This window comes from Shewanella sp. Isolate7 (genome assembly GCF_022398425.1).
GTDB lineage: Bacteria > Pseudomonadota > Gammaproteobacteria > Enterobacterales > Shewanellaceae > Shewanella.
In genome coordinates, this window is sequence record NZ_JAKEVJ010000028.1 from 25,188 (window position 1) to 48,001 (window position 22,814).

Consider the following 22,814-nt stretch of genomic DNA (forward strand, 5'->3'; position numbering starts at 1 on the left):
CATTCTCCTCATCAAACTGTCTTATTCATTAGCTGTCTTATGCGTTAGCGGCCTTCTACGCTAACGGCCCAACGGATGGATGGCAACACAGACTTATGTACTAGGTCTATATGTGCTGGCGCTTTGGCTAGCGAGTGTAGGCGCAATAAAAAAGGGCCCTAGGGCCCTTTTTTCCACGGCATAAACACTACAGGCTAGGCAACACACCCGCTGGCAGGTATGCGTTGTAGCTGGCGCTCAGCAAGAGATCGGTAGCCGCCTCGATATCCGGACCGAAGAATCTGTCCTTGTCATAGTAGGCCACCACCTCACGCAGCTCGGCCTTGGCTTTGGCCACGGCAGTCGCGGGCTGCAGCGGAGCGCGGAAATCCAGTCCCTGGGCCGCCGCCAGCAGTTCGACCGCCAGCACGCCACGGGTGTTCTCCGACATATCACGCAGACGGCGCGCCGCGAAGGTCGCCATAGAGACGTGATCTTCCTGGTTAGCCGAGGTCGGTAGGCTGTCTACCGAGGCTGGATGGGCGTAGGTCTTGTTCTCAGAGGCCAGGGCCGCCGCCGTCACCTGTGCGATCATGAAGCCAGAGTTCACTCCGCCGTTCTCCACCAAAAATGGTGGCAACTTAGAGAGGTTAGAGTCGATCAACAGGGCGATACGACGCTCGGCGATAGAACCCAGCTCGGCGATGGCAATCGCCAGGTTATCCGCCGCCATGGCGACAGGCTCGGCGTGGAAGTTACCGCCCGAGATGATGTCACCTGTGTCCTGGAATACCAATGGGTTATCGGTTACGCCGTTAGCCTCTGTGGCCAGCACCTCGGCGGCGTGACGGATCTGGGTCAGACAGGCGCCCAGCACCTGTGGCTGACAGCGCAGCGAGTATGGATCTTGCACCTTCTCACAGTTCACATGATCCAGGCTGATCTCAGACTCTTCACCCAGCAAGTGGCGGAACACGGCGGCCGAATCTATCTGTCCTTTCTGACCACGCGCCGCATGGATGCGTGGGTCGAACGGACTACGGCTACCCATGGCGGCCTCGACGCTCATGGCGCCGATAACAGAGCTGGCGGCAAACAGGTCTTCGGCGTTAAACAGGCCTTCCAGCGCCAGTGCGGTGGATGCCTGGGTACCGTTAAGCAGCGCCAGACCTTCCTTAGCGGCCAGTTCGATAGGCTTGAGACCGGCGATCTCCAGGCCTTCGGCGGCAGAGATGATCTGCCCCTTGTGGCTCATCTCACCCTCGCCCAGCAGCGGCAGGCACATGTGCGACAGTGGAGCCAGGTCGCCCGAGGCGCCAACAGATCCTTTCTCTGGCACACATGGGTAGACTTCGGCGTTCACCAGGGCGATCAGGAAGTTTATCACCTCGAGACGAATACCAGAGAAGCCACGGCTCAGTGAGTTGATCTTCAGTACCATCATCAGACGCACGGTGGCATCTTGCATGTACTGGCCGGTACCGGCGGCGTGAGACAGCACGATAGAGCGCTGTAGCAGCTGCAGATCTTCCTCGCCAATCTTAGTGTTGGCCAGCAGACCGAAACCTGTGTTGATGCCGTAGACGGTGCGGCCTTCGTCGATCACCTTCTGCACCAGACCCGCGCTGGTGTTGATATCGGCGACCGCGCTGTCGCACAGTTCCAGGCTCACCTTGCCACGGCTAATGCTTCTCAGCTGCGCCAGGCTCAGGGTGCCCGGCTTTAATACTAGATGACTCATTTATTCAACCTCTTGTTTTTATTATTTGTTTAAAGGTCAAGCATCGGCAGGTCCAGACCCTGCTCCTTGGCGCACTGCTTGGCAATCTCGTAGCCCGCATCGGCATGACGCATCACGCCTGTGGCCGGATCGTTCCACAGCACACGGCCCAGACGCGCCTCGGCCTCGTCGGTACCGTCGGCAACGATCACCACACCCGAGTGCTGGCTGAAGCCCATGCCGACGCCGCCGCCATGGTGAAGCGAAACCCAAGTCGCGCCGCTTGCTGTGTTCAGCAGGGCGTTCATCAGCGGCCAATCCGATACCGCATCGCTGCCGTCCAGCATAGACTCGGTCTCACGGTTAGGGCTGGCAACCGAGCCAGAATCCAGATGGTCACGACCGATCACGATAGGCGCAGACAGCTCGCCGTTTTTCACCATCTCGTTGAAGGCCTTGGCCAGACGCGCCCTGTCTTTCAGGCCGACCCAGCAGATACGCGCCGGTAGCCCCTGGAAGGCGATGCGCTCGCGCGCCATGTCCAGCCAGTTGTGCAGGTGAGGGTTGTCTGGGATCAGCTCCTTAACCTTAGCGTCTGTCTTGTAAATATCTTGCGGATCGCCAGAGAGCGCCGCCCAGCGGAAGGGACCAATGCCTTCGCAGAAGAGTGGACGCACATAGGCTGGCACGAAGCCGGGGAAGTCGAAGGCATTTTCCACGCCCTCTTCGAACGCCATCTGGCGAATGTTGTTACCATAGTCAGTGGTTGCCGCGCCCGCCGCCTGTAGGGCCAGCATAGCTCTCACCTGCACCGCCATCGACTGCTTGGCAGCCTTGACCACGGCCGCCTCATCCTTCTTACGCATCTCGGCGGCATACTCTAATGTCCAGCCCTGTGGCAGGTAGCCGTTCAGTGGGTCGTGGGCAGAGGTCTGGTCGGTTACCACATCTGGGGTGATGCCGCGTTCCACCAGCTCGGCAAACACGTCGGCGGCATTGGCCAGCAGGCCGACAGACACGGGCTTACCGCTCTTATTGGCTTCGTCGATCATCGCCAGCGCCTCATCCAGGCTAGTGGCCTTCTTGTCCACATAACGGGTACGCAGACGGAAATCGATACGGGTCTCATCCACCTCACAGGCCAGCACAGAGTAGCCCGCCATGGTACCGGCTAGTGGCTGCGCGCCCCCCATGCCACCCAGGCCACCGGTGAGGATCCACTTGCCGCTGGCATCGCCACCAAAGTGCTGCTTGGCCATGGCCACGAAGGTCTCGTAGGTGCCCTGAACTATGCCCTGTGAGCCGATGTAGATCCAAGAACCGGCTGTCATCTGGCCATACATGGCCAGGCCCTTCTTATCCAGCTCGTTGAAGTGTTCCCAGTTAGCCCAGTGTGGCACCAGGTTAGAGTTGGCGATGATGACGCGCGGCGCATTGCTGTGGGTCTTGAACACGCCCACAGGCTTGCCCGACTGAACCAGCAGGGTCTCATCTTCTTCGAGGCGCTGTAGCACCTCTACTATCTTGTCGTAGCACTGCCAGTCGCGCGCCGCACGGCCGATACCACCGTAGACCACCAGGTCTTCCGGGCGCTCGGCCACATCAGGGTGCAGGTTGTTCATCAACATGCGCATCGGCGCCTCGGTGAGCCAGCTCTTACAGCTCAGCGTGGTACCATGTGGCGCGATAATGCGACGGCTTGGGTCGTGTCTCTTATCCATTCTTGCTTACCTCAATTGTGCTTGTCTTAATGACATTATTTTTATGTTTATCTGTGACTTACTACCTGTCGTAACCTATTGGCTACTGAGGGAACAGGCGGTCCCGAAATCTGTTGCGCCGACTAGCGATTAAAGGTCAGGTGTCCACCTAGGCGGAAACGGCTGCCCGGATGCAGCAGGCGGGCAAAACTCACCACCCCCTGGCGGGACCAGGTGCGACGCAGAATCTGCAGGCAAGGTTCGCTAGATTCTATCTGCAGACGCGCGCGCTGAGTCTCATCGGCCACCACAGCCTCTATGGTGTGGCGGGCCTCGGTAAGTGGCGCCACAAAGGAGAGATATTCGTGGGGCGTCTGCAGGCTAAAGTCCTGATCCAGGTAGTCGGGCACCAGCTGCGGATTAACGAAACGCTCCTCCAACTGCAGCGGCGTCCCCTGCTCGCAGTGCACCAGCACCGAGTAGAACACCTCACTGCCCTCCTCCAGCCCCAGTGAGATAGCGATGGGCGCCGTGGCGCGAACACGGGTCAACTCGAGCTGATTGACGCTATAGCCATGGCCCCTGTCCTTGATCTCGTCGGCAATGTTGCGGATCGCCATCATGGAAGACTGAGACTTGAGTCCGGCCACGAAGGTGCCCAGGCCCTGAGAACGCTCCAGCACCCCAGATTCGGTCAACTCGGTCAGGGCGCGGCGCGCCGTCATGCGGCTGCAGCCAAAGAGTTCGGCCAGCTGGTTCTCCGACGGCACGCGGCTATGCTGCTGCCACTGGCCAGATTCCACCTTGGTCAGAATGAACTGTTTGATCTCTGCAAACTTGGGCGTCGCCATCTCTGCTCCTTGTGGGCTGCCGGGTTGCTATCGCCCCGGACATAGCCGCAAACTCAATTACACTTTTCAAATGCTGAAATTTATCGCTATAATCCTAGCTTGTATATACAAGTAAATACAAGCTAGCTCACACAAATTTATTGCCGCCCTCAGAGGGGCGCGCCACTTGAGGGATACACAATGACTTGGGATCAGGTTTGGATTGACGTCAACATCGCCACTATGGACCCTGAAAATTCAGCGCCTTATGGTGCGATCACCGATGCCGCCATCGCCGTCAAGGCGGGTAAGATCGCCTGGATGGGTCCCCGCAGCGAACTGCCCGAGTTCGATGTGTTGTCAACGCCGGTTTACAGGGGCAAGGGCGGCTGGCTCACACCCGGCCTTATCGACGCACATACCCACCTGGTGTTTGCCGGCAACCGCGCCAACGAGTTTGAGTTACGCCTGCAAGGCGCCAGCTATGAAGAGATCGCCCGCGCCGGCGGCGGCATCATCAGCACGGTCAAGGCCTGCCGCGAGGCCAGCGAGGCCGAGCTGTTCGAGCTGGGACGCCAACGCCTCAACGCCCTCGCCAAGGAGGGGGTGACCACGGTCGAGATAAAATCCGGCTATGGCCTAGATACCGAAACCGAACTCAAGCTGCTCAGGGTCGCCCGCGAACTGGGCAAGCATCACCATGTGGATGTGAAGACCACCTTCCTCGGCGCCCACGCCATCCCGCCCGAGTACAAAGACAACAGTGACGCCTATGTAGATCTGGTGGTCGATGAGATGCTACCCGCGGTGATCCAAGAGGGGCTGGCCGATGCCGTGGATGTCTTCTGCGAGAATATCGCCTTCAGCCTGACACAGACAGAGCGGGTGCTTAGCGCGGCCAAACAGGCCGGACTGGATATCAAGCTGCACGCCGAGCAGCTTTCGAACCTGGGCGGTTCGGCCATGGCGGCCGAATTGGGCGCCAAGTCGGTGGATCATATCGAATATCTGGATGAGGCGGGCGTTAAGGCACTGAGCGAGAGCGGCACCTGCGCCACCCTGCTACCCTGCGCCTTCTACTTCCTACGGGAAACCCAGATGCCGCCTATCGACCTGCTACGTCAATACGAGGTGCCCATGGTGCTGGCCAGCGACTACAACCCAGGCTCGTCGCCGCTCTGCTCTAGCCTGCTGATGCTCAACATGGGCTGTACCCTGTTCCGCCTCACTCCAGAGGAAGCCCTGGCAGGTATGACACGCAACGCCGCCAAGGCGCTGGGCGTCGAGGCATCCGTCGGCGTACTCAAGGTCGGCATGCAGGCCGACTTCTGTCTGTGGGATATCACCACGCCCGCCGCCCTCGCCTACAGCTATGGAGTGGATGTGTGTAAGGAAGTGGTGAAAAACGGGAACCTGGTTCATCAATAATGATGTTAGGCCGCCTGAGCGATGAGGCGAACTCATCGTTTAGGCTGGCTCCTGAGCCAAATTTTTCATTTGATAGGTGTTTGAAAAACATAACGATTTGGCAATCTATCACCTGCGGTGGGTGCAGCATAGGGACATGCCAATGTCGTGATCACTGGGATGTGAAAGAACGACCTCATGTGCAAGCACGCTTTTGGCAAGGTGAGTGAAGCGTAGCTTCTCGCTCACGAACGAGAGGCATGGATGCCGAACTGGCAGTTAAACAGGGACGTTATTCAAGACCATCCCTAAATGAACTGTAATGGCATAAATGCCGAAAATGACTTTCTCCCCAGCAAATCTAGAGTCGGAAACTCTTCTCTTCAGGTATCGATATTTGATAGGTGTTTTTAAACCATAACACCTTGGCAATCTATCACCTGCGGTGGGCTTATGTGCAAGCACGCTTTTGGCTCGCAGCAAGCCCATCCCTGGGTGCTCTGCGGTGGCATCCATGCCACCGAAGGCCAAAAGCGTGCTTACACCCGGTCATCTGTCTCTTCGATTTGACCTACTATTGTCCGACTTAAGAAACGACTGCATCTAAACATTTCCTTTTAGTTAGGTAGTCGTGTGCTAAATCGGAGATATCACAACCTATCGCTTTCCGCTCTAAATTATTAGCCGCGATTAATGTTGAACCTGAGCCAAAAAAGGGATCAACAACTAACTGACCTTCGCTAGAGCTTTGTTTTATAAGTGTTTCAATTAGTTCTACAGGCTTTTCGGTTGGATAACCACGATGTATCCGTTTACATTCTAATACATCAGGAATGCCTAGATCATTTAGCTTACGCTTTCCCTTTTCAAAGAAGAGAATAAATTCGTATTTCGCTCTATAGTGGTACCCCATGCCAATTGCAAGTTTATTCCAAACGATTGGTTTCCAAAACTTAAATCCCACTTTCTCAGCAATTGGTTTAACGTAGAACATCGTTTCTTGATCGCAAAATAAATAGAAATGAGAATTTTTCTTAAGAACCCTATATATTTCTATAAATAGCTGTTCAAATCGTTCATTCGGGAAAATATCAAACCATTGGTTATTAGAACCACTGCTAATTTTCAACCGTGTTGTAGTTCCAATCTTTCGGTGTTTTTCAAGAGATTCATATGGGGGATCGGTAATAATTAAATCAACGCTCGCATCTGCGAGCGTCGATAACCAATGAACAGCATCATTCTGGAATAACTGCATTTAAGCCTACTAAAAAGTACTACAAAGACGACCATTGAAGTGTACTGTTGACTCTTGGCCTTTGTCTAATCCTCTACAATCAATGCAGTAGCTTTGATGCCCATCAGGATTCCTGGCTGTAACACGGGCTGGAGTCTTACCAAATTGTCCAGGATAAGGATGAAATATGTGCTCAGAACCATTAGCTGCTGAACAATGCGGGCAAGATTTAAATTTCTGACCAGAATTTGAATCAGTTTTTGTTAACATTCCGCTATTCAATTTAGAACCACAACATGTACATCCCATATAAAATTCCTTTTTAACCTTCAACAATTGAAATTAATCAAGGTTGATGTGAATAACAGAATTAATGCACTCATCCTTGAATACAAACACCACAAGCCTGTTCGATATTTGATCAATTGTAAAGAGATTAATCTAATATTTTTATATTCAGATTACGTAACTTCGAAGAGACGTTGGATAAGGTGTGTAGGTATGTCTGAGGGTATCGAAGACAGAGGCGAAGACGTACCTGCACATAAGGTCGTTTCTTCGCATCCATACGATCGCGACATTGGTATATCCCTAAACCGCACCCGCGGCAGGCGATTAGTAACAGTAGCCACTCGACTAACAAATTCATTAGTAAACGCGGTGGAACTAGGGAAGGTGCGAATAAGTCCCGTGCTTGCTCTGCGTGTGCTTAAAGTGGATAGATGCTAGGCACAGTTTGCAGCGAATGGCCCTAGTCCTTCGCAAGAACTGTAACGCAGCAAATACCGCTGTAAGCCTCGCCCTGCGGGGCTTTGATAGCAACACCATTTCGGCGTTATTCAACTTCAGCAGGCCTCGGCATGCCCTCAGTTGAATGCCTTGAACTGTCGCTGCTATCAAAGCCAGAGCTGTGAACACTGCCCGAGTTGCACTGGGGGCACTTTACCGTGCCGTAGGAGCAGAATACGCAGCAGTCGCCGGGCAGGGGCTTGAGCAGCTTATGGCAGCCTTGGCACTCGTAGAAGAACTGGCAGGCATTGGTGGGCATAGTCTCCTGCCGAATATGTCCACAATGGGGGCAGGTGATTTCAGACGTTAACACCAGATCACTAACCATGACTCGCTAAACCTCACAGACAATAGATCTTAACCCTAAACTACGCCTGTTGCGCGCAAATAAACAGCGGCTACAGGTCTTACACGCAATAGAAAATAACCAGCCATAAGGCTGGAGCAGAAAAGGGACGAATAAGTGAGACCAGGGCGCCGCCAGAAGATGCCCAGATAAAAACTAGGCTGCCTGGTTGCCGGTCAGCTCACTGTCGTGATCGTGAATGAAGTCTTCCATAAACCAGGCGCAGAAGGTGTGGCGACCATCGACCCCGGCCTTACCATAGATGGTGGAGGCCTGTTGGCGTACCGTCTTCTCCTTGGTCTGGCGAACCTCGGCCATCTCCTTGAAGCTGAGCCCCTTGAGGATGAGAAATGCCACCTGTTGCTCGCTCTTGGTAAAGCCCCAGGTGTCGAACTGGCTCGCCACCGCCTGGCTGTATTCCTGGCGTGCGGTGCGCATCTGGCTCGACAGGTTGTCTATCTGCTTGTCTGCCTGGGCGAGCCTGTGGGCCAAGGCTTTGACCTGACGCGAACGGCGCACTAAGTCACGGCTCAGGTAGAGGGTAGCGATCACCGTAAGCAGCACAAGAACACTTTCTTGAGCGATATGCCAGGCGGGGATCTCCAGCTGCACGTCGGCAACGATATCCACCAGCTTAAACAACATGATAAGCACCAAGAGGGCGATGATAACCAGATCCTTTTTCATGGATATTCCTACTCCTATCGCTGACAAACCGGCACTCAGTTAAGCGCCACACAGCTAAAATCCACAGACAAACCTACAGCCGACGGCCAAGCATAGCGGAAAGCAAAGCAACATAAAATCAGCTAGTTAACTTATGGTACATATGTACCATGAGCCACTTTATGATACATCCCTCTCAAGACGTGGGCGGCTCGATCACTAGACTAACGGCACACTTTAATACCACAGAAATCACTTATGTCCGTCGTTAAGTCTTGTATCAAGATATGTCTGTTGACCGCATTAAGTAGCAGTAGTTTCTTTGGCTATGCGGCCTCGACACATCAACTCCATCACCTGCTGAAGATCAGTAAGTCCCGGCTACCCAATGCCGGCGCACAGGCCCCCGCCTTCGAAGATGAACGAGCCCAACAGCTGAGCAGTTCGTCCTGGTTGATGGGGCTGCCCAGCATCAGCCTGAGTCATTTGGGGAGCCTGGACAAGGGTAGCCGCTATGAGCAGGAGGTATCGCTCAATCTACCGCTAAAATCACCCGGCGCCTACGACAGCGACAGCCAGATACAGCAGCTATCCCAGGCCATCGGCAGCCAGCAGCAGGCGCTGCAGAACCTCTACCTCTCAGGGCTAATCCGCCAGAGCATCTGGGACTATCGTATCGCCACGGTCAAACTGCAACAGCTGGAGCGCAAGCGAAAGCTGCTGGATAAGCTGCACCAACAACAGAAAAGCCTGACCGACGTGGGCGAACTGCCCCTGGCCAACCTGTTGTTACTCGAACGCGAACAGGTAGATATCGACCTGCAGCAGATCCAGCTTAAACAGCAACAGGCCGAGGCGGTCTCGCTGTTTTACCGCCTCACGGGTCAGCAGCAGCCCCCCCTGGCGGTAGATGATGAGCCGGATACCGAGGTAACCCCCTTATCCCAGTTCGACAACCAACTGGCCAAGCACCCACTGTGGCAACTGCAGCGCCTACAGCAACAACAGGCAAGGCTGCTGATCGAGCGTCAGCAGGCGGGCACACAAGATCCCTGGATACTCTATCTCACCGCCAAGCGCACCGCCGACGAGCAGCTCGACGACAACCAGCTGGGCCTGGGGATCACTGTGCCGCTGGGGCTAAGCTCCGCCCTGTCCCAGAGCGATCTGGCCAACTGGCAACAGACCAACCAGGAGCAGTTACTGCAGAGCGATCGCACCTATCTGCAGCTCAAGACCCAGGCCGAGAAGCTGGCCAAGCAGCAAGAGACCCTCAGCGAGCAGCAAAGGTTGCTAAAGCGGGGACTATCACTGAGCCGCACCATCACAGAAGAGCTGGCCAAGGTGAAGGAGCAGAATCAGGTGAGCTATGAGATCTGGCTGCGCCGCTACATGGATGCACTGGATACCGAATCGCGCCTGGTATTGAACCGGGTCAGCCAACAACAACTTCATTCCCAGCAACTACAAGCCTTAGGAATCTCATTATGATGGCCAAGTATGGCGCCAGCCTCCTCTGTTTATCCGCGTTTCTCTCCGCCAGCCTTATACATCCCGCTCAGGCCGAGCCATTAAGCTTAGAGACCCTAGGCAAGCTCGCCTTAAGCTATGTGCAGCCGCAGAAGGTCGCCAGCTATGAAGGGAGCACCCTGCCCGCCCAGGTTGCCCGTCTGCCCGGCAACGACTACTGGGTCAGCACACCAGAAAATATTCAACAGGTCACCTTCCTGGTAGGACAGGGTCAGCCCGTCACTCAGGGCCAGGCCATCGCCAGATTGACCGGCCCCGAGGTGTTTCACTTTCTGGCCCAGGTCGAGGCCGCCAGCAGCCTGTATCAGCTGGCGAAACAGCGTTATGACCGTAACCGCCCTTTGCTGAAGAATGGCAGTATCAGCGCCGAAAAGTGGCGCGAGATCAGCCAGGACTTCTTTGCCAGCCACCTCGAATATGAGCATATGCAGCACTTCATGGCCATGGTGCTCGCCAAGGATGAGGCCAGCGAGTCGCTGACAATCGGCGCGCCGGTCGCCGGTATCGTCAAACTCAATCAGCTGGACACGCCATATCATGCCGGTGCGCAGCTCTTCTCGTTAGTGCCCAGCGACGCCATTCGCGTCAGGGTCAATGTGCCCATGAGTCAGTCGGTCTCGCTGTCGGCCATCAACATCAATGAGTGCCATCTCACCATAGATGCCCAATCGGCCATCGCCGACGGCGCCTTCATCAACGCCTGGTCTCAGCCCGTGCCACAGGATTGTAACTTGTTGCTGGGCCAGCAGATCACTGTGATACCCGAGTATCAAAAGGCCGTCTATCTGCTGCCCAAATACAGCGTCTTCAGCTGGTCGCGCGAAAGCCAGGTCTTTACCCGACATGACAGCCAGCTCAAGGCTATCACCATAGAGATTCTGGGTTCGACACCCGAGCAATATATTGTCGCCAGCGACCAGGATCTGAGCCAGATGCAGGTATTGTCGCAATCTGTGGCGGCGGTAAAAGGGATCATGCTTGGCCTAGGGGGCGAATAAGATGCTGACCTCGGTAATACGTTTCTCTCTCACCCAGCGCCTGTTTGTGCTGATCGTCGCCGCCATACTCATGGCCGCCGGCGGCAGAGCCTGGCTGGCAATCCCCCTGGACGCCTTTCCCGATATTTCACCAACCCAGGTGAAGATCATCCTCAAGGCACCAGGCATGACGCCAGAGGAGATAGAGGCGCAGATCACTGTCCCCATAGAGACTGAGCTTTTGGGGATCCCCAACCAGGCCATTCTGCGCTCGACCACCAAGTACGCCATCAGCGACATCACCCTCGACTTTGCCGAAGGCACAGATATCTACTGGGCGAGACAACAGGTGAGCGAACGCCTGTCCGCCGTGTGGGACAGCTTCCCCGAAGGCGTTTCGGGCGGCGTCGCCCCCATGAGCACCCCCTTGAGCGAGATCTTCATGTTCTCCCTGGAAAACCCCAACCTGTCGCTGATGGAGCGCAGGCAACTGTTGGAATGGGAGGTTCGCCCCCTGCTGCGCACAGTGCCTGGGGTGGCCGACGTCAACATTCTCGGCGGCTACGCCAAGAGCTTTAGCATCAATCCGAATCCCGCGGCCATGGCGGCGGCCAGCATCAGCTTTGCCGATCTGCAACAGGCGATCCGTGACAACAACCATAACGAAGGCGCCGGCAAGCTCACCATAGGCACAGATACCATCATAGTGCGTGCCGAAGGCCGTATCGATGATATTGATGAGCTAAGACAACTCGTGGTCAAGGCAGACGATGCCAAGGTCTACCGCCTGCTGGATCTGGCGGATATTCAGATTGGTCACCTGGCGCGTTACGGTGCGGTCACCAAAGATGGCGAGGAGACCGCCGAGGCGCTGATCATCGCCCTCAAGGATACCAACACTGCCCAGGTTGTGGATGGCATCAAGCAGAAGCTGGCGCAGATCCAGGCCAGCCTGCCACAAGGCAGCGAGATCAACACCTTCTACGATCGCGCCAACCTGATCGGCACCGCCATAGACACCATCTCCAGCGCCCTCTTCGAGGCGGTACTCCTGGTGATCGTGCTGCTGGCGCTGTTTCTGGGTAACGTTCGCGCCGCCCTAGTGGTATCACTCTCACTACCGCTGGCCGCCCTGATGACCTTCCTGCTGATGGATCTGTTCGACCTGTCGGCCAACCTGATGAGCCTCGGCGGCCTAGTGATCGCCATCGGCATGTTGGTGGATTCCTCTGTGGTGGTGGTCGAGAACATGGTGAACCAGATCGCCGCCAAGCAGCAACTGCCACGCCTACATTTGATCTTCCGCGCCACTAAGGATGTCGCCATCCCCGTGGTCTCGGGCACCATCATAGTCATCATCGTCTTCTCGCCCCTGCTGACCCTAACAGGACTCGAGGGCAAGCTATTTACCCCGGTGGCGGTCACCATAGTGTTTGCCATGCTCTCCTCTCTGGTGCTGGCACTTACTGTTATCCCAGTGATCGCCTCCTATCTGGTGAATGAGAAGGCGGCGCAGGAACCCAAGGCGATCGAGAAGCTCAAGGCCAGCTACCTGAGGAGCCTGAAACGCACCTTCGAGGCGAAGCGGCGCTTCATGCTAATCGCCTTTAGCCTACTGTTTGTCAGCCTGGGGCTGTTTAGCCTGGTGGGCAAGACTTTCATGCCGACCCTGGACGAGGGCGATATTATCTTACAGCTGGAGAAGTCGCCCTCAATCTCGCTGGAGGCCTCCATCGCCATCGACAAACAGATACAACAGACACTGCTGAGTAAGGTACCGGAGATCAAACAGATGGTCGCCCGCACCGGCGCCGACGAGATAGGCCTTGATCCCATGGGACTGAACGAGACAGATGTGTTTCTCGAACTCACGCCCCACAGCGAGTGGCGTTTCGACACCAAGACTGAGCTAATCGAGGCAATTCGCACCGAGCTATTACAATACGCCGGAGTCAACTTCAACTTTACCCAGCCGATCCAGATGCGGGTCTCGGAGATGCTCACCGGCAGCATTGGCGATGTGGCCATCAAGGTGTTTGGCACAAATATCGATACCCTAGGCGCGCTGACCGGACAGATCCAGCAACTGGTACATGAGACTCAGGGCAGTGTGGATGTGAAGATGTCGCTGATCGAGGGCAGCCCCTTCATCAACCTCACCCTGGATAACGAGCTGGCCCGCGGGTTCGGCATGAGCACCCTGGAGTTTGCCCGCTACCTCAAGAGCCAGCTGGAAGGCGTGGCGGTGACCGAGGTGCTGCAAGGTAAGAAGCGCACTCCTGTGTTGCTCGCCAGCGGCGAGGGCAGACTGGCCAGCATCAAGGAGCTGGAACAACAGTTGCTGGTGATGCCGGATCACTCCCTCAGACGCCTGACCGATGTGGCCAGACTCAGCTTTAAAGAGGGGCCGATATTGATAGAGAGGGAACAGGGCGATCGCTTCTCGGTGATCACCACCAATGTCGAGGGGCGGGATATCGTCGGCTTCGTCGAGGAGCTTAACGACAAGATAGCCGCACAAGTCAAGCTGCCCGCCGGCTACAGCGTCAGCTTCGGCGGCGAATTTGAAAACCAGCAGCGTGCCACCAACAACCTGCTACTGGTGATCCCTATCGCCATGGCGCTGATCACCCTGATCCTGTTTACCACCTTCGGTTCACTGCCTAAGGCGGGGCTGATCCTGGCCAACGTGCCCTTCGCCATGATGGGCGGCATCGTCAGCCTCTACCTGTCGGGGGAATACCTGTCGGTACCCGCGTCGGTGGGCTTCATCGCCCTACTTGGGGTGGCGGTGCTCAACGGCGTGGTGATGGTCAGCTACTATGAGCAGACCCGTCACCTGTTTAGCGACCTGCTGGTGCGCGTCGAACAGGGCGCCATGCGACGCCTGCGGCCGATCCTGATGACGGCCACCACCGCCATGTTCGGCCTGATGCCGCTGGTGTTTGCCACTGGGCCTGGGGCCGAAATTCAAAAGCCCCTCGCCATAGTGGTGATTGGCGGTCTAATGACCTCCACCATCACCACCCTCTATCTGTTGCCTATCCTCTATTACTGGCTGGAGAAACGCCAATGAGCAGCGAACAACTACTGGTGCTGATCGCCCAGAATGATATAAAAGACGACATAGTCGACACCCTGATCGAGCTGGATTTTCTCTCCGGCTTCAGTCTGGGCAATATCTGCGGCTTCAGTCGCGAACATAGCCACTTCAATATCAAGGAGCAGGTGGAGGGCTATCGGGAGTTCTGCAAGTTCGAGATCATGCACCCCGCCAGCCAGCAGCAGGCCCTGCTCACCGAGCTTTCCAGGGTGTGTCAGCACAATCCCTGCCGCTACTGGATCATGCCGATCCAGCAGACGGGCACCCTGTGCTAACCTAGATAACGCCTTAGGCCTGTACTCTTTAGCCTATGACTTAAGAGCTAAGGGCCTAAGGCTTGCCATTGCCCTGCTTGAGCAGCAACTCGGCCTTGGCACCCAGAAACACATAGATCCCCAGCCCCACCAGCAGGCCGACCACGGCGAACATCATGCCGATGGCCGGCTGCACATATTTCACCTCTCCCAGCGAGGCCTTAAACATGGTCAGCAGGGCCTCGATGGAGATGGCGATCAAGATAGTAGAGATGAAGCGGGTAATGGTGCGCCGGGTCGAGCTGTGCCGAAAGATATCCTTGTGCATCAACACCTCCTCTTCGAGTATGGTCTTGCCCAGGTCGAACACCGCCAGTGCCAGGGTGATGAAGATGATGATGCTAAAGGGCTTGATGGAGCCACTGGGCACCGCCCCCTGAGACAGCAGGCCACCGATATCCGCGGCGGCCATGCCAATAAGTACCAGCACCATAATAAACAGCCCCATAACCAGTGTGGTATAGACCCCCTTAAACAGGGGGGTCGCGCGGCGTCTGGCCCTGTCGCCCATCATAAACTCGATCAGCCGGGTGAGGTTGATATCCACTATGATGAAGCCGCGGCCGCTATCGTCCTCGATTCGATAGGAGGCCGACAGACAGAGCTGGCCGCTGGCGTTAGAGAGGTAGGGCGTGGTGATCTTGAGACGCTGGGTCTCCTCGACCTTGGAAAAATAGGGTCTGTGGCTGCGGCTCAGGTTGCGCCCTACTGGGATGGCCTGCACCACACGATTAACTATGGCCACGTTGTCGCTGATCTGCACACCATCGCCATCGAGCACATACAGCAGCTCGACAAAGGGATAACAGTTGGCGATCTCCGCCATGGCGCGCACCCGAAAGCCGGGGTCGGACAACATCAGCGGGTCACTTATCCCCACCAGAATCGACTCCAGCAGCTCTTTGACCAACTGCTCATGTTCATGGTAACGCTCAATAACGCTTAGATAACTCATTGCCGCCATAGACTAGTCTCCAAAGGTAACTCTTCAGAGCATTGCAACTATGACGCCAATCCCATTGGCTAGAGTGAAGGCTAGAGTGAAGGCAAGGGCGAGACACGGGGTACGCATGGCGGCATGAGCGAAAACCTCGTCATGATAGGGGGTTACAACTCTACAAAGCGACCGGATGAACGCAAGAGATCGACCTTGGCTGCATCCAAACACACCAGCATCTGCACCAAAAGAGGGCAGATGCTGGCTAGAGGAAAGTATTGAATATTGAGGAGGAGCTAGTGCGCCTGCTTAGCCTCGAGTGCCGCCAGGCTCTCGCTGTACTTGCGTGTCCAGAAAGGGTGATCTGTCTTGGCCAGCGCCAGCTTCTGCTGCGCCACGGCCAAATCAAACTGCTTCAGCTCACCATAGGCGCGGGCCAGGGCGTCGTGGGCGCTGTGGGACTCGGGATTGGCCTTCACGGCCGCCTGATAAACAGCTAACCCCTTGTCTTTATCCTTGGCAAATTCGGCATCGGCCAGGGCGATGAGCGAATCAGTGGAGGGCACGGCAAAGCCATATTTCTGCTCGGACAGATAGCGATAATGCTCGAGTATCGCAGCCACGCCGCCGCGGGCTATCTTAGAATCTGGCGAGAGCACCCTGTGATAGTCGTCGAACAGCCACTCTATGCCGTAGGCGGTCGCCAGAATCGGCTGCGTCATGTAATAGGTGCCGTCGAAGCGCTTCACCTGGTAGTGCAACGCCGGATGATTGCTCGTCTCGATCAGCTCCTCCAAAGCGGCGAAGTCTGCCAGCTGACGCTGCTCGAAATCGCTGTCGCTGGTGGTCAACATCAGATAACGCGGCTTACCCTGGATACGCTCAAGCTTCTGGGTGGCCGACTTCATCACAAAGGCAAAATCGTTACTCAACACAGGGCTCGCCGCCAGGTAGGCATTAAACAGCTCAGGGCGGTTGAGCAAGGTGTAGAGCACCAGGCCCGCATTGCCGGTAAAGCCATTCATGATGCGAAAGCCATTGGTACGATACTTGGCATCGATGGCGGGCAGCAGCGACTGGGCCATGAAATCTAGCAGAGCCGTGTTGCCCTCCTGCTCGATCGCCTGCTCTTTCAGCTTACCTAAGGCCTGATCACCATCGGGCGCGGTGACGATGATGGTCTCAAGCCAGGGCCAGTCACCGTTGTGGCTCATCCAGTCATGCATGCCCTCCAGATAACCACGACTTCGGGGATGAAAGTCGAACAGCAGCACATAGCGCTTGTCGGTATTTTTGCTATAGCTAGGTGGAAGGGTTACCTGAAAGGCCATGGGCTTGTCGACGCCAGGCGCCTTGACCATCAGGGTCTCAACTTGGGCGGCTTGAACCAGATTCAGGCCGCTGCACAGCAACAAAATGACACCAGTAATCCATTTATTCATCACGTCTCTTCCTTATTATTCTTGTTAAATGATTAAGTGATTAGCAGGCGCTCACCCAGGTGCGACGACCAGCAAGGTGAGGTGCTATTTTTTAACATAACAAATGAGTATGCTTTTCAGCGAGATACTCGTCAATCTGTGGACCTGCTGCACTAGGCTGGCATTTCGTCTTTGAGGGGGTGGCTTCTGGCGATAATTCACTAGCCAAAGGGGCATTTTCCGCTTAGGATCTGGTCTGTCATTTAACGATTAATGCATAGTGGAGTAAGCCAACGTTATGGGTATTCGAGCCATAGTTGTAGATACAGCAGGTACAACAACCGATCTGAATTTTATTCAGGACACCCTTTTTCCCTATTCGTCTAAGGCCCTCGCTGATTTTTTAGAAGAAAATCAAACTAATGTATTGGTAGACAACTGCATTAGCGATGTGAAAGATATCGCGCTGGAGCCAGACGCCTCACTGGCGCGCGTGGTCGAGATCCTGCAGCAGTGGATTGCCGAAGATCGCAAGGCTACCCCGCTAAAGACACTACAAGGCCTGATCTGGAAACAGGGCTATGCCAAGGGCGAATTTAAGGGTCATATCTACCCTGACTTCATCGACAGCGTGAAAGATATCAAGGCGCAAAACCTGCGTCTCTACAGCTTCTCTTCAGGCTCGGTAGATGCGCAGAAACTGCTGTTCAGCCACAGCGACGGCGGCGATCTGACCGAGTATTTCGATGGCCACTTCGACACCCGCACTGGCAACAAGCTGTTTAAGCAGGCCTACTGCAACATCATCAACACCATCAGCCTGGCGCCTAAGCAGGTGCTGTTTATCTCTGATGTGTTAGAAGAACTCAAGGCGGCGGAGCAGGCAGGGATGCGCGTCATGCAGATGGTACGCGAGACCACGCAGCGCACCGGTGACTACCCACAGATCACCAACTTCAAGGAGTTGAGCCTCTAAGGCTGTCGCTCACTATGTACAAAGGCACCTCGGGGTGCCTTTTTTGTTGCCCGAATAATACCAATCGTAATAAACAATTGATCATTCTAGCTTGTTAAAACGCTCAATAACTGTATTAGTANTGTTTATCTCTGATGGGTTAGAAGAACTCAAGGCGGCGGAGCAGGCAGGGATGCGCGTCATGCAGATGGTACGCGAGACCACGCAGCGCACCGGTGACTACCCACAGATCACCAACTTCAAGGAGTTGAGCCTCTAAGGCTGTCGCTCACTATGTACAAAGGCACCTCGGGGTGCCTTTTTTGTTGCCCGAATAATACCAATCGTAATAAACAATTGATCATTCTAGCTTGTTAAAACGCTCAATAACTGTATTAGTATTTTTAATTGTAGAATAACTACTTATCTAAAAATCCTGCTTTGTTCTCAAGCGTTTTTCCTGCGCTATTTCTGATCACATGTTTACTGTGATTGGTATAAAACCGGGCTGAACCAGGGTGTCAATTCGACGCGCAGCGAACCCTAACCACTAATGACTCGGGGACGACTCGGGGATTGGTATTGTCGCGAGATGCTGATATCTTAACCTAAAACTAAACGCTTGTTTGAAAATTAAAGGTCAAGATATGGAGCAGTTCGTTAGTCGCTTTCCCTTCCATACCCGCATCCAGGTTGCCTGGGGTGAAATGGATGCCCTGCAGCACGTCAATAATGTGGTCTATTTCCGTTACTTCGAAACGGCGCGTATCGACTTTTTTAATCAGCTGTTTCCGCTGGATAAACTCTACAAGTCCGGCATGGGACCGGTGATCAGCGACAATAATGCCCGCTATAAGCGCCCGGTCACCTTCCCTGATACCCTATTGGTCGGCGTCAGCATCAGCGATATCCATAAAGATCGTTTCACCATGCATTATCAGGTGTTCAGCGAGCGGCAACAGGCGATCACCACCACGGGCTCCTCGGTCGCCGTCATGTTCGACTTCAACAAGCAAGCCAAGGCCGAGTTACCCGCCGAGCTACTGGCCGTGCTTAAGCAACACTGCGCAGACTAACGGGCTCGCCTAAGTCACATCTCCTCGTTAAACAGCAACACTATGCCGCCACCACTGAGGCCGCTGTTGATGTTGAGGGTTATGCCTATCCCTATGTTGCGCAGCCAGGATGACAAGGATGGTGTCTGCACTACCCAGCCGGCGCCAAACTCGTAGTAGTGACGCGTGCCCATGGAATCGATCACGTCGCCACTGAGATCGATGCGTTTGGCCAACAGACGCATCTCATTCTGTCGCTCGAAGAAGTCGGGCAGGCCATAGTGAAACACCAGGGCATTGCTCAGGCGCCCGACCTGAGGGGTGACGGCCTGCATGCCATCATCGGTCAACACACTGCGACCAATGCCGTATCTGAGGGTACTGATAAACTCCCACTTGTTGCCCAGCAGGTCGCCGGTATAGCTCACCTCGACATTGGGATCTAACATGATGGCGCCATAGCTGGTGTTCACCAGCTTCTCATCGAGCTGGCCTCTAATGCTGCTCAGCAAGGGATCCTTATAGGTTAAGGTGTTCTCCAGCCAGAGCAGCTGGGCACCGAGGCCAAACATCGCCCGCCACTGCGGGTTTATCTGATACTTCCAGCGATACTCGCCCGCCAACAGGTAACTGGTATCCTCCAGCGGGCTGCTGATGGTCTCATCCTCCAGCCCCTGAATGCTGTCGCTGGCATGCACGTAGGAGAGGCGCACCTGAATGCTGCCGGTGGTGTGGGGGGAGAGGATCACAGGCTCACTCTCCCAGGGCAAGGTATAGGAGGTAAGCTGACTGCGGCGCTCAAGCGACTCCTCACTACCGACATCGCCTATCTCGCTCAGATCCACTATGGTGTTGGGATTGAAATCCACTATGCCTAGGGTGATCAGGTTGGCATCGGTGAGCACCATGGCACTGGTGATGTCCCCCTTGAGTTTGGCCTCGACGGCGGGGCGCAGGTTAATCTCCGCTGCAGCCAATGCTTGAGTAAGGTAAACCCCAACACAGAGGCCAAGCCAGCGGATCAGCGCGCTCTTAAGGTGTATATGGCCCTTGATTCTCACGCGAAGGCCTTATCTAATTTTAACAAAATCATCTTGTTACTAATTTCATCACCCTGTGCTAACGTTAAGTTTCATCCCGTCAAACGAGAGGCAGACTATGACGCAAGAGACGATTCGACACCAGGCCGACCAGCAGAAATTTGTCCTGTCCATTGCAGGCCATGATGCGGTATTAGAGTATCAACGACAAGGCGACAAGGTAGATTTTGTTCGCACCTTTGTGCCTGATGAACTGAGGGGACAAGGCGTGGCCGGGCGCTTGGTGCGCCATGGCTTAGCGTGGGCCAAGTCCCAGCAACTCGCCATCACTGCCAGTTGCTGGTACGTGCAGAAGTTTTTGTAACCCGCCTATTCGCCGGTCAGGGTCAGCAGCGCCTGCTTCACCTCTTCCCCTATGGGTTGGCTCTTGTCGACGCTATAGTCGTAATGCACTAGGGTGGTCTTGGCCTCGGCGGTCATCTTTCCCCCCTGCCAGCTCTGCTGCGCCACCTCGAAACTGGCATTGCCCACTCGGCTGATCCAGGTCTTGATCTCCACCGGCAGACCATATTGGGTCGGCGAGGTGTAGGCGATAGTAAAGCCCGCCACGATCAGGTTCCACTCCGCCAGATTGAGCGACGGATTAAAGATGGCGAAGATGGGCTCACGCGCCGCCTCGAACCAGACGGGCATAACGGTATTGTTGATATGGCCCAGACCATCGGTTTCATTGAATCTGGGTTGAATGGTTAAACTGAAAGAGCGTAACGGCACAGGGAGCTCCTAAGGCTAAGTCGTTATTTTTGTGGGAATACGCTAACCGAGAAGCCCTTGGGATGCAAGATGGACTTTCGACCTAAGGGCGCCTCGTTGCGAGACGCCCTTAGGGTCTAATTACTTCAAATACATGGCGTTAATTTCGGTGGCGTACTTGTGATAGATCATCTTACGCCTCAGCTTCATGGTCGGTGTCAGCAGCCCCGCCTCCATAGAGAAGGCCTCGGGTAGCAGGGTAAACCTCTTAATCTTCTCGAAACCCGCCAGCTCCTGCTGCAGATGCTTGAGGCGCTGCTCGAAGTGCTCGATCACATGGCTGTGACGCAGCAGCTCAATGGGCGACTCGTAGTGCAAGCCCTTCTCTTCGGCCCAGGCCTCTAACGATTCGAAGGCAGGCACGATGAGTGCGGTCACATAGTTTTTGGCATCGGCAATCACCGCCACCTGCTCGATGAAGGGACAGCAGCCTACCTTGCCCTCGACCCGCTGGGGCGCGATATATTTACCGTTAGAGGTCTTCATCAATTCCTTGATTCGATCTGTGATAAACAGGTTACCCTGCGCGTCTATCTGACCGGCATCACCCGTCTTCAGCCAGCCGTCTTCGAAGCTGTCGGCAGTCTCCTGGGGACGGTTGTAGTAGCCGCGCATCACGGTATCGCCGCGCACCAGGATCTCGTTGTCTTTACCCAGCTTGATCTCGACCTCCGGCAGCGTCTTACCATTCGAGCCCGCGACACGGTTATCCAGAGTATTACAGGTCACGGTCGCCGTGGTCTCAGTCATGCCGTAGCCGCAGAGCACGGGAATATCGATGGCATGGAAGAAGCTGGCCACGTTCTGATCCAGCGCAGCGCCGCCGCAAGGCATAAACTTGAGCCTGCCACCCAATACCTGTTGCAGCTTGCTGTACACCAACTTATGAGCCAGTTTCCACTGGGTCTTGAGCCACCAGGAGCTCTTGGCCCTACCCTGGCTGACCTCGAACTGACGCTCGCCCACCGACATGGCCCAGGCAAACAGCCTCTTGCGGGTGTCGGGTGCCTTATTCACCTTGTCCTGCACCGCGCTGTAGACCTTCTCCAGGAAACGTGGCACCACACACAGGGTATGGGGACGAATATCGACGATCGCCTCTTTCACCGTCATAGGGTCGTTAAGGTAGACGTTGTGGCCGCCGCGGCATAGCACGTAGAAGCTCCAGCCCCGCTCGAACACGTGACTCAGCGGCAGGAAGGCCAGCGACACATCGCCCGGCGTAAAAGGCAAAATCGTATCGTGCTGACGCACCACAGAGGCAATGTTGCGATAAGCCAGCATCACGCCCTTAGGGTCACCCGTGGTGCCCGAGGTGTAAATCAGGGTCAGCAGATCGTCCAGATCCAGGTTAGCTAAACGGCGCCCCAGCTCGGCCTCGACCTCTGGCGAATAGGTTTGGCTGAGCAGGCTATCGAAATGAACAGCTGTTTCCCCTTCGGTCAACACGACTTCGGCATCGAACACCACTATCTGAGTCAGGCTGGGGCAGATCGCCAGCAGTTCACGGGCCATGCCATATTGCTCGGCGTCACCGACGAAGATCAGCTTAGCCTGGGCATCGTCTATGATGTAGCGCGCCTGTTCCAGGGTACTGGTAGGATAGATAGGCACCACAACCGCCTTGGCCTTGAGGGCGCCGACATCGGCACAGGTCCACTGGGGGCAGTTCTGCGACAGGATCACCACCTTGTCCTGGGGGGCGAAGTCAGAGGCGATCAGCGCCTTGGCAACCTGGTCGCCAATCTCATCGAAGCGCCGCCAACTGATCTGCTGCCATGGAGCGGCTAAGCCATAGCCTTCCAGCGCGATGGCATCGCCACGCTGCTGGCTCTGGGCCTGCATCAGGCTTATTGGATGATACTGTTGGAGCGACATAATTTTCTGACCCTTTTAGCGTACACTTGTACCTGTTTTGGCGCATTTTACTGCAATGGCGGGCAAAAAATAAGAGTTTTTGCTCCAATAATGTTAATTGGAGCACAAAAACCAGGC

The 22,814-nt window shown here is 55.3% G+C and carries 19 protein-coding genes and 1 pseudogene; 9 read left to right on the plus strand and 11 right to left on the minus strand.

What is annotated here, in order from left to right:
* Positions 1 to 187: 187 nt before the first annotated feature.
* From hutH to hutC, 3 genes are all read right to left on the minus strand, one after another.
* A complete protein-coding gene (gene hutH / locus L1D47_RS08920) occupies positions 188 to 1,720 on the minus strand; it encodes a histidine ammonia-lyase (RefSeq protein WP_239884158.1) in 1,533 nt (510 codons plus the stop codon).
* Between the two features lie 29 nt (positions 1,721 to 1,749).
* The gene (gene hutU / locus L1D47_RS08925; RefSeq protein WP_041509775.1) at positions 1,750 to 3,420 is read right to left on the minus strand and encodes a urocanate hydratase; all 1,671 of its coding nucleotides are present in this window, start codon (positions 3,418 to 3,420) and stop codon (positions 1,750 to 1,752) included.
* Positions 3,421 to 3,542: 122 nt separating this feature from the next.
* A complete protein-coding gene (hutC, locus tag L1D47_RS08930; protein ID WP_239884160.1) occupies positions 3,543 to 4,250 on the minus strand; it encodes a histidine utilization repressor in 708 nt (235 codons plus the stop codon).
* Positions 4,251 to 4,430: 180 nt separating this feature from the next.
* On the opposite strand from hutC, the gene hutI reads away from it, so the two are divergent.
* On the plus strand, positions 4,431 to 5,657 hold the full coding sequence (gene hutI, locus L1D47_RS08935; RefSeq protein WP_239884168.1) for an imidazolonepropionase: 1,227 nt from the start codon (positions 4,431 to 4,433) through the stop codon (positions 5,655 to 5,657).
* Positions 5,658 to 6,222: 565 nt separating this feature from the next.
* Here the strand turns inward: hutI and L1D47_RS08940 are convergent.
* The 3 genes from L1D47_RS08940 to L1D47_RS08950 all read right to left on the minus strand — a co-directional run bounded on the left by L1D47_RS08940 (position 6,223) and on the right by L1D47_RS08950 (position 8,695).
* Entirely contained in the window at positions 6,223 to 6,894 is a 672-nt protein-coding gene (locus L1D47_RS08940) for a site-specific DNA-methyltransferase (protein WP_239884170.1), read from the minus strand.
* An 814-nt stretch (positions 6,895 to 7,708) separates the two neighbouring features.
* Complete coding sequence (locus tag L1D47_RS08945) at positions 7,709 to 7,990, minus strand: GDCCVxC domain-containing (seleno)protein (RefSeq protein ID WP_239884172.1); 282 nt, start codon at positions 7,988 to 7,990, stop codon at positions 7,709 to 7,711.
* A gap of 174 nt (positions 7,991 to 8,164) precedes the next feature.
* Positions 8,165 to 8,695, minus strand: a complete 531-nt coding sequence (locus L1D47_RS08950) for a LuxR family transcriptional regulator (protein WP_239884181.1) — start codon at positions 8,693 to 8,695, stop codon at positions 8,165 to 8,167.
* A 273-nt stretch (positions 8,696 to 8,968) separates the two neighbouring features.
* On the opposite strand from L1D47_RS08950, the gene L1D47_RS08955 reads away from it, so the two are divergent.
* From L1D47_RS08955 to L1D47_RS08970, 4 genes are read left to right on the plus strand one after another with little or no spacing between them, the layout of a single operon-like run.
* Complete coding sequence (locus L1D47_RS08955) at positions 8,969 to 10,165, plus strand: TolC family protein (protein WP_239884183.1); 1,197 nt, start codon at positions 8,969 to 8,971, stop codon at positions 10,163 to 10,165.
* Complete coding sequence (locus tag L1D47_RS08960; RefSeq protein WP_239884185.1) at positions 10,162 to 11,202, plus strand: membrane fusion-like protein; 1,041 nt, start codon at positions 10,162 to 10,164, stop codon at positions 11,200 to 11,202. Before L1D47_RS08955 ends, L1D47_RS08960 begins: the two co-directional genes overlap by 4 nt.
* A 1-nt stretch (position 11,203) precedes the next feature.
* A complete protein-coding gene (locus L1D47_RS08965; protein WP_239884187.1) occupies positions 11,204 to 14,257 on the plus strand; it encodes a CusA/CzcA family heavy metal efflux RND transporter in 3,054 nt (1,017 codons plus the stop codon).
* Positions 14,254 to 14,559, plus strand: a complete 306-nt coding sequence (locus L1D47_RS08970; RefSeq protein WP_239884189.1) for a DUF3240 family protein — start codon at positions 14,254 to 14,256, stop codon at positions 14,557 to 14,559. Before L1D47_RS08965 ends, L1D47_RS08970 begins: the two co-directional genes overlap by 4 nt.
* A 55-nt stretch (positions 14,560 to 14,614) precedes the next feature.
* On the opposite strand, the gene L1D47_RS08975 is transcribed toward L1D47_RS08970, so the two are convergent.
* Both L1D47_RS08975 and L1D47_RS08980 read right to left on the minus strand, forming a co-directional pair.
* Complete coding sequence (locus L1D47_RS08975; protein ID WP_239884191.1) at positions 14,615 to 15,562, minus strand: PDC sensor domain-containing protein; 948 nt, start codon at positions 15,560 to 15,562, stop codon at positions 14,615 to 14,617.
* Positions 15,563 to 15,831: 269 nt separating this feature from the next.
* Positions 15,832 to 16,980 carry an alpha/beta hydrolase-fold protein gene (locus tag L1D47_RS08980; RefSeq protein ID WP_239884198.1) on the minus strand — a complete coding sequence of 383 codons (1,149 nt, stop codon included), beginning with the start codon at positions 16,978 to 16,980 and terminating at the stop codon, positions 15,832 to 15,834.
* A 274-nt stretch (positions 16,981 to 17,254) separates the two neighbouring features.
* Here L1D47_RS08980 and mtnC point away from each other — a divergent pair, with 274 nt between their 5' ends.
* From mtnC to L1D47_RS08995, 3 genes and pseudogenes are all read left to right on the plus strand, one after another.
* On the plus strand, positions 17,255 to 17,932 hold the full coding sequence (gene mtnC, locus L1D47_RS08985) for an acireductone synthase (protein WP_041509768.1): 678 nt from the start codon (positions 17,255 to 17,257) through the stop codon (positions 17,930 to 17,932).
* A gap of 118 nt (positions 17,933 to 18,050) precedes the next feature.
* Positions 18,051 to 18,191 (plus strand): annotated as a pseudogene (locus L1D47_RS08990) (acireductone synthase); the annotation flags it as partial.
* A gap of 367 nt (positions 18,192 to 18,558) precedes the next feature.
* Positions 18,559 to 18,987 (plus strand): thioesterase family protein, encoded by a 429-nt coding sequence (locus tag L1D47_RS08995; RefSeq protein WP_041509767.1) that lies wholly within the window; start codon positions 18,559 to 18,561, stop codon positions 18,985 to 18,987.
* A gap of 14 nt (positions 18,988 to 19,001) precedes the next feature.
* Here the strand turns inward: L1D47_RS08995 and L1D47_RS09000 are convergent, their stop codons facing one another.
* The gene (locus L1D47_RS09000) at positions 19,002 to 20,027 is read right to left on the minus strand and encodes a Solitary outer membrane autotransporter beta-barrel domain (protein WP_239884203.1); all 1,026 of its coding nucleotides are present in this window, start codon (positions 20,025 to 20,027) and stop codon (positions 19,002 to 19,004) included.
* 97 nt (positions 20,028 to 20,124) lie between these two features.
* Here L1D47_RS09000 and L1D47_RS09005 point away from each other — a divergent pair, with 97 nt between their 5' ends.
* Complete coding sequence (locus L1D47_RS09005) at positions 20,125 to 20,370, plus strand: GNAT family N-acetyltransferase (protein ID WP_041509765.1); 246 nt, start codon at positions 20,125 to 20,127, stop codon at positions 20,368 to 20,370.
* A 5-nt stretch (positions 20,371 to 20,375) separates the two neighbouring features.
* Here the strand turns inward: L1D47_RS09005 and L1D47_RS09010 are convergent, their stop codons facing one another.
* Positions 20,376 to 20,780: a thioesterase family protein gene (locus tag L1D47_RS09010; protein WP_041509764.1), complete on the minus strand. Its 405-nt coding sequence runs from the start codon at positions 20,778 to 20,780 to the stop codon at positions 20,376 to 20,378.
* A gap of 120 nt (positions 20,781 to 20,900) precedes the next feature.
* Complete coding sequence (locus L1D47_RS09015; protein WP_239884204.1) at positions 20,901 to 22,697, minus strand: long-chain fatty acid--CoA ligase; 1,797 nt, start codon at positions 22,695 to 22,697, stop codon at positions 20,901 to 20,903.
* Positions 22,698 to 22,814: the final 117 nt, after the last annotated feature.

What these genes read in the sequence shown, in the direction of transcription:
- L1D47_RS08995 (WP_041509767.1), top strand. Translation starts at nt 18,559, where the DNA reads ATGGAGCAGTTCGTTAGTCGCTTTCCCTTCCATACCCGCATCCAGGTT.
- L1D47_RS08945 (WP_239884172.1), bottom strand. Translation starts at nt 7,990, where the DNA reads ATGGTTAGTGATCTGGTGTTAACGTCTGAAATCACCTGCCCCCATTGT.
- hutC (WP_239884160.1), bottom strand. Translation starts at nt 4,250, where the DNA reads ATGGCGACGCCCAAGTTTGCAGAGATCAAACAGTTCATTCTGACCAAG.
- L1D47_RS08940 (WP_239884170.1), bottom strand. Translation starts at nt 6,894, where the DNA reads ATGCAGTTATTCCAGAATGATGCTGTTCATTGGTTATCGACGCTCGCA.
- L1D47_RS08965 (WP_239884187.1), top strand. Translation starts at nt 11,204, where the DNA reads ATGCTGACCTCGGTAATACGTTTCTCTCTCACCCAGCGCCTGTTTGTG.
- L1D47_RS08975 (WP_239884191.1), bottom strand. Translation starts at nt 15,562, where the DNA reads ATGGCGGCAATGAGTTATCTAAGCGTTATTGAGCGTTACCATGAACAT.
- L1D47_RS08960 (WP_239884185.1), top strand. Translation starts at nt 10,162, where the DNA reads ATGATGGCCAAGTATGGCGCCAGCCTCCTCTGTTTATCCGCGTTTCTC.
- hutH (WP_239884158.1), bottom strand. Translation starts at nt 1,720, where the DNA reads ATGAGTCATCTAGTATTAAAGCCGGGCACCCTGAGCCTGGCGCAGCTG.
- L1D47_RS08970 (WP_239884189.1), top strand. Translation starts at nt 14,254, where the DNA reads ATGAGCAGCGAACAACTACTGGTGCTGATCGCCCAGAATGATATAAAA.
- mtnC (WP_041509768.1), top strand. Translation starts at nt 17,255, where the DNA reads ATGGGTATTCGAGCCATAGTTGTAGATACAGCAGGTACAACAACCGAT.
- hutI (WP_239884168.1), top strand. Translation starts at nt 4,431, where the DNA reads ATGACTTGGGATCAGGTTTGGATTGACGTCAACATCGCCACTATGGAC.
- L1D47_RS08950 (WP_239884181.1), bottom strand. Translation starts at nt 8,695, where the DNA reads ATGAAAAAGGATCTGGTTATCATCGCCCTCTTGGTGCTTATCATGTTG.
- L1D47_RS09015 (WP_239884204.1), bottom strand. Translation starts at nt 22,697, where the DNA reads ATGTCGCTCCAACAGTATCATCCAATAAGCCTGATGCAGGCCCAGAGC.
- L1D47_RS09005 (WP_041509765.1), top strand. Translation starts at nt 20,125, where the DNA reads ATGACGCAAGAGACGATTCGACACCAGGCCGACCAGCAGAAATTTGTC.
- hutU (WP_041509775.1), bottom strand. Translation starts at nt 3,420, where the DNA reads ATGGATAAGAGACACGACCCAAGCCGTCGCATTATCGCGCCACATGGT.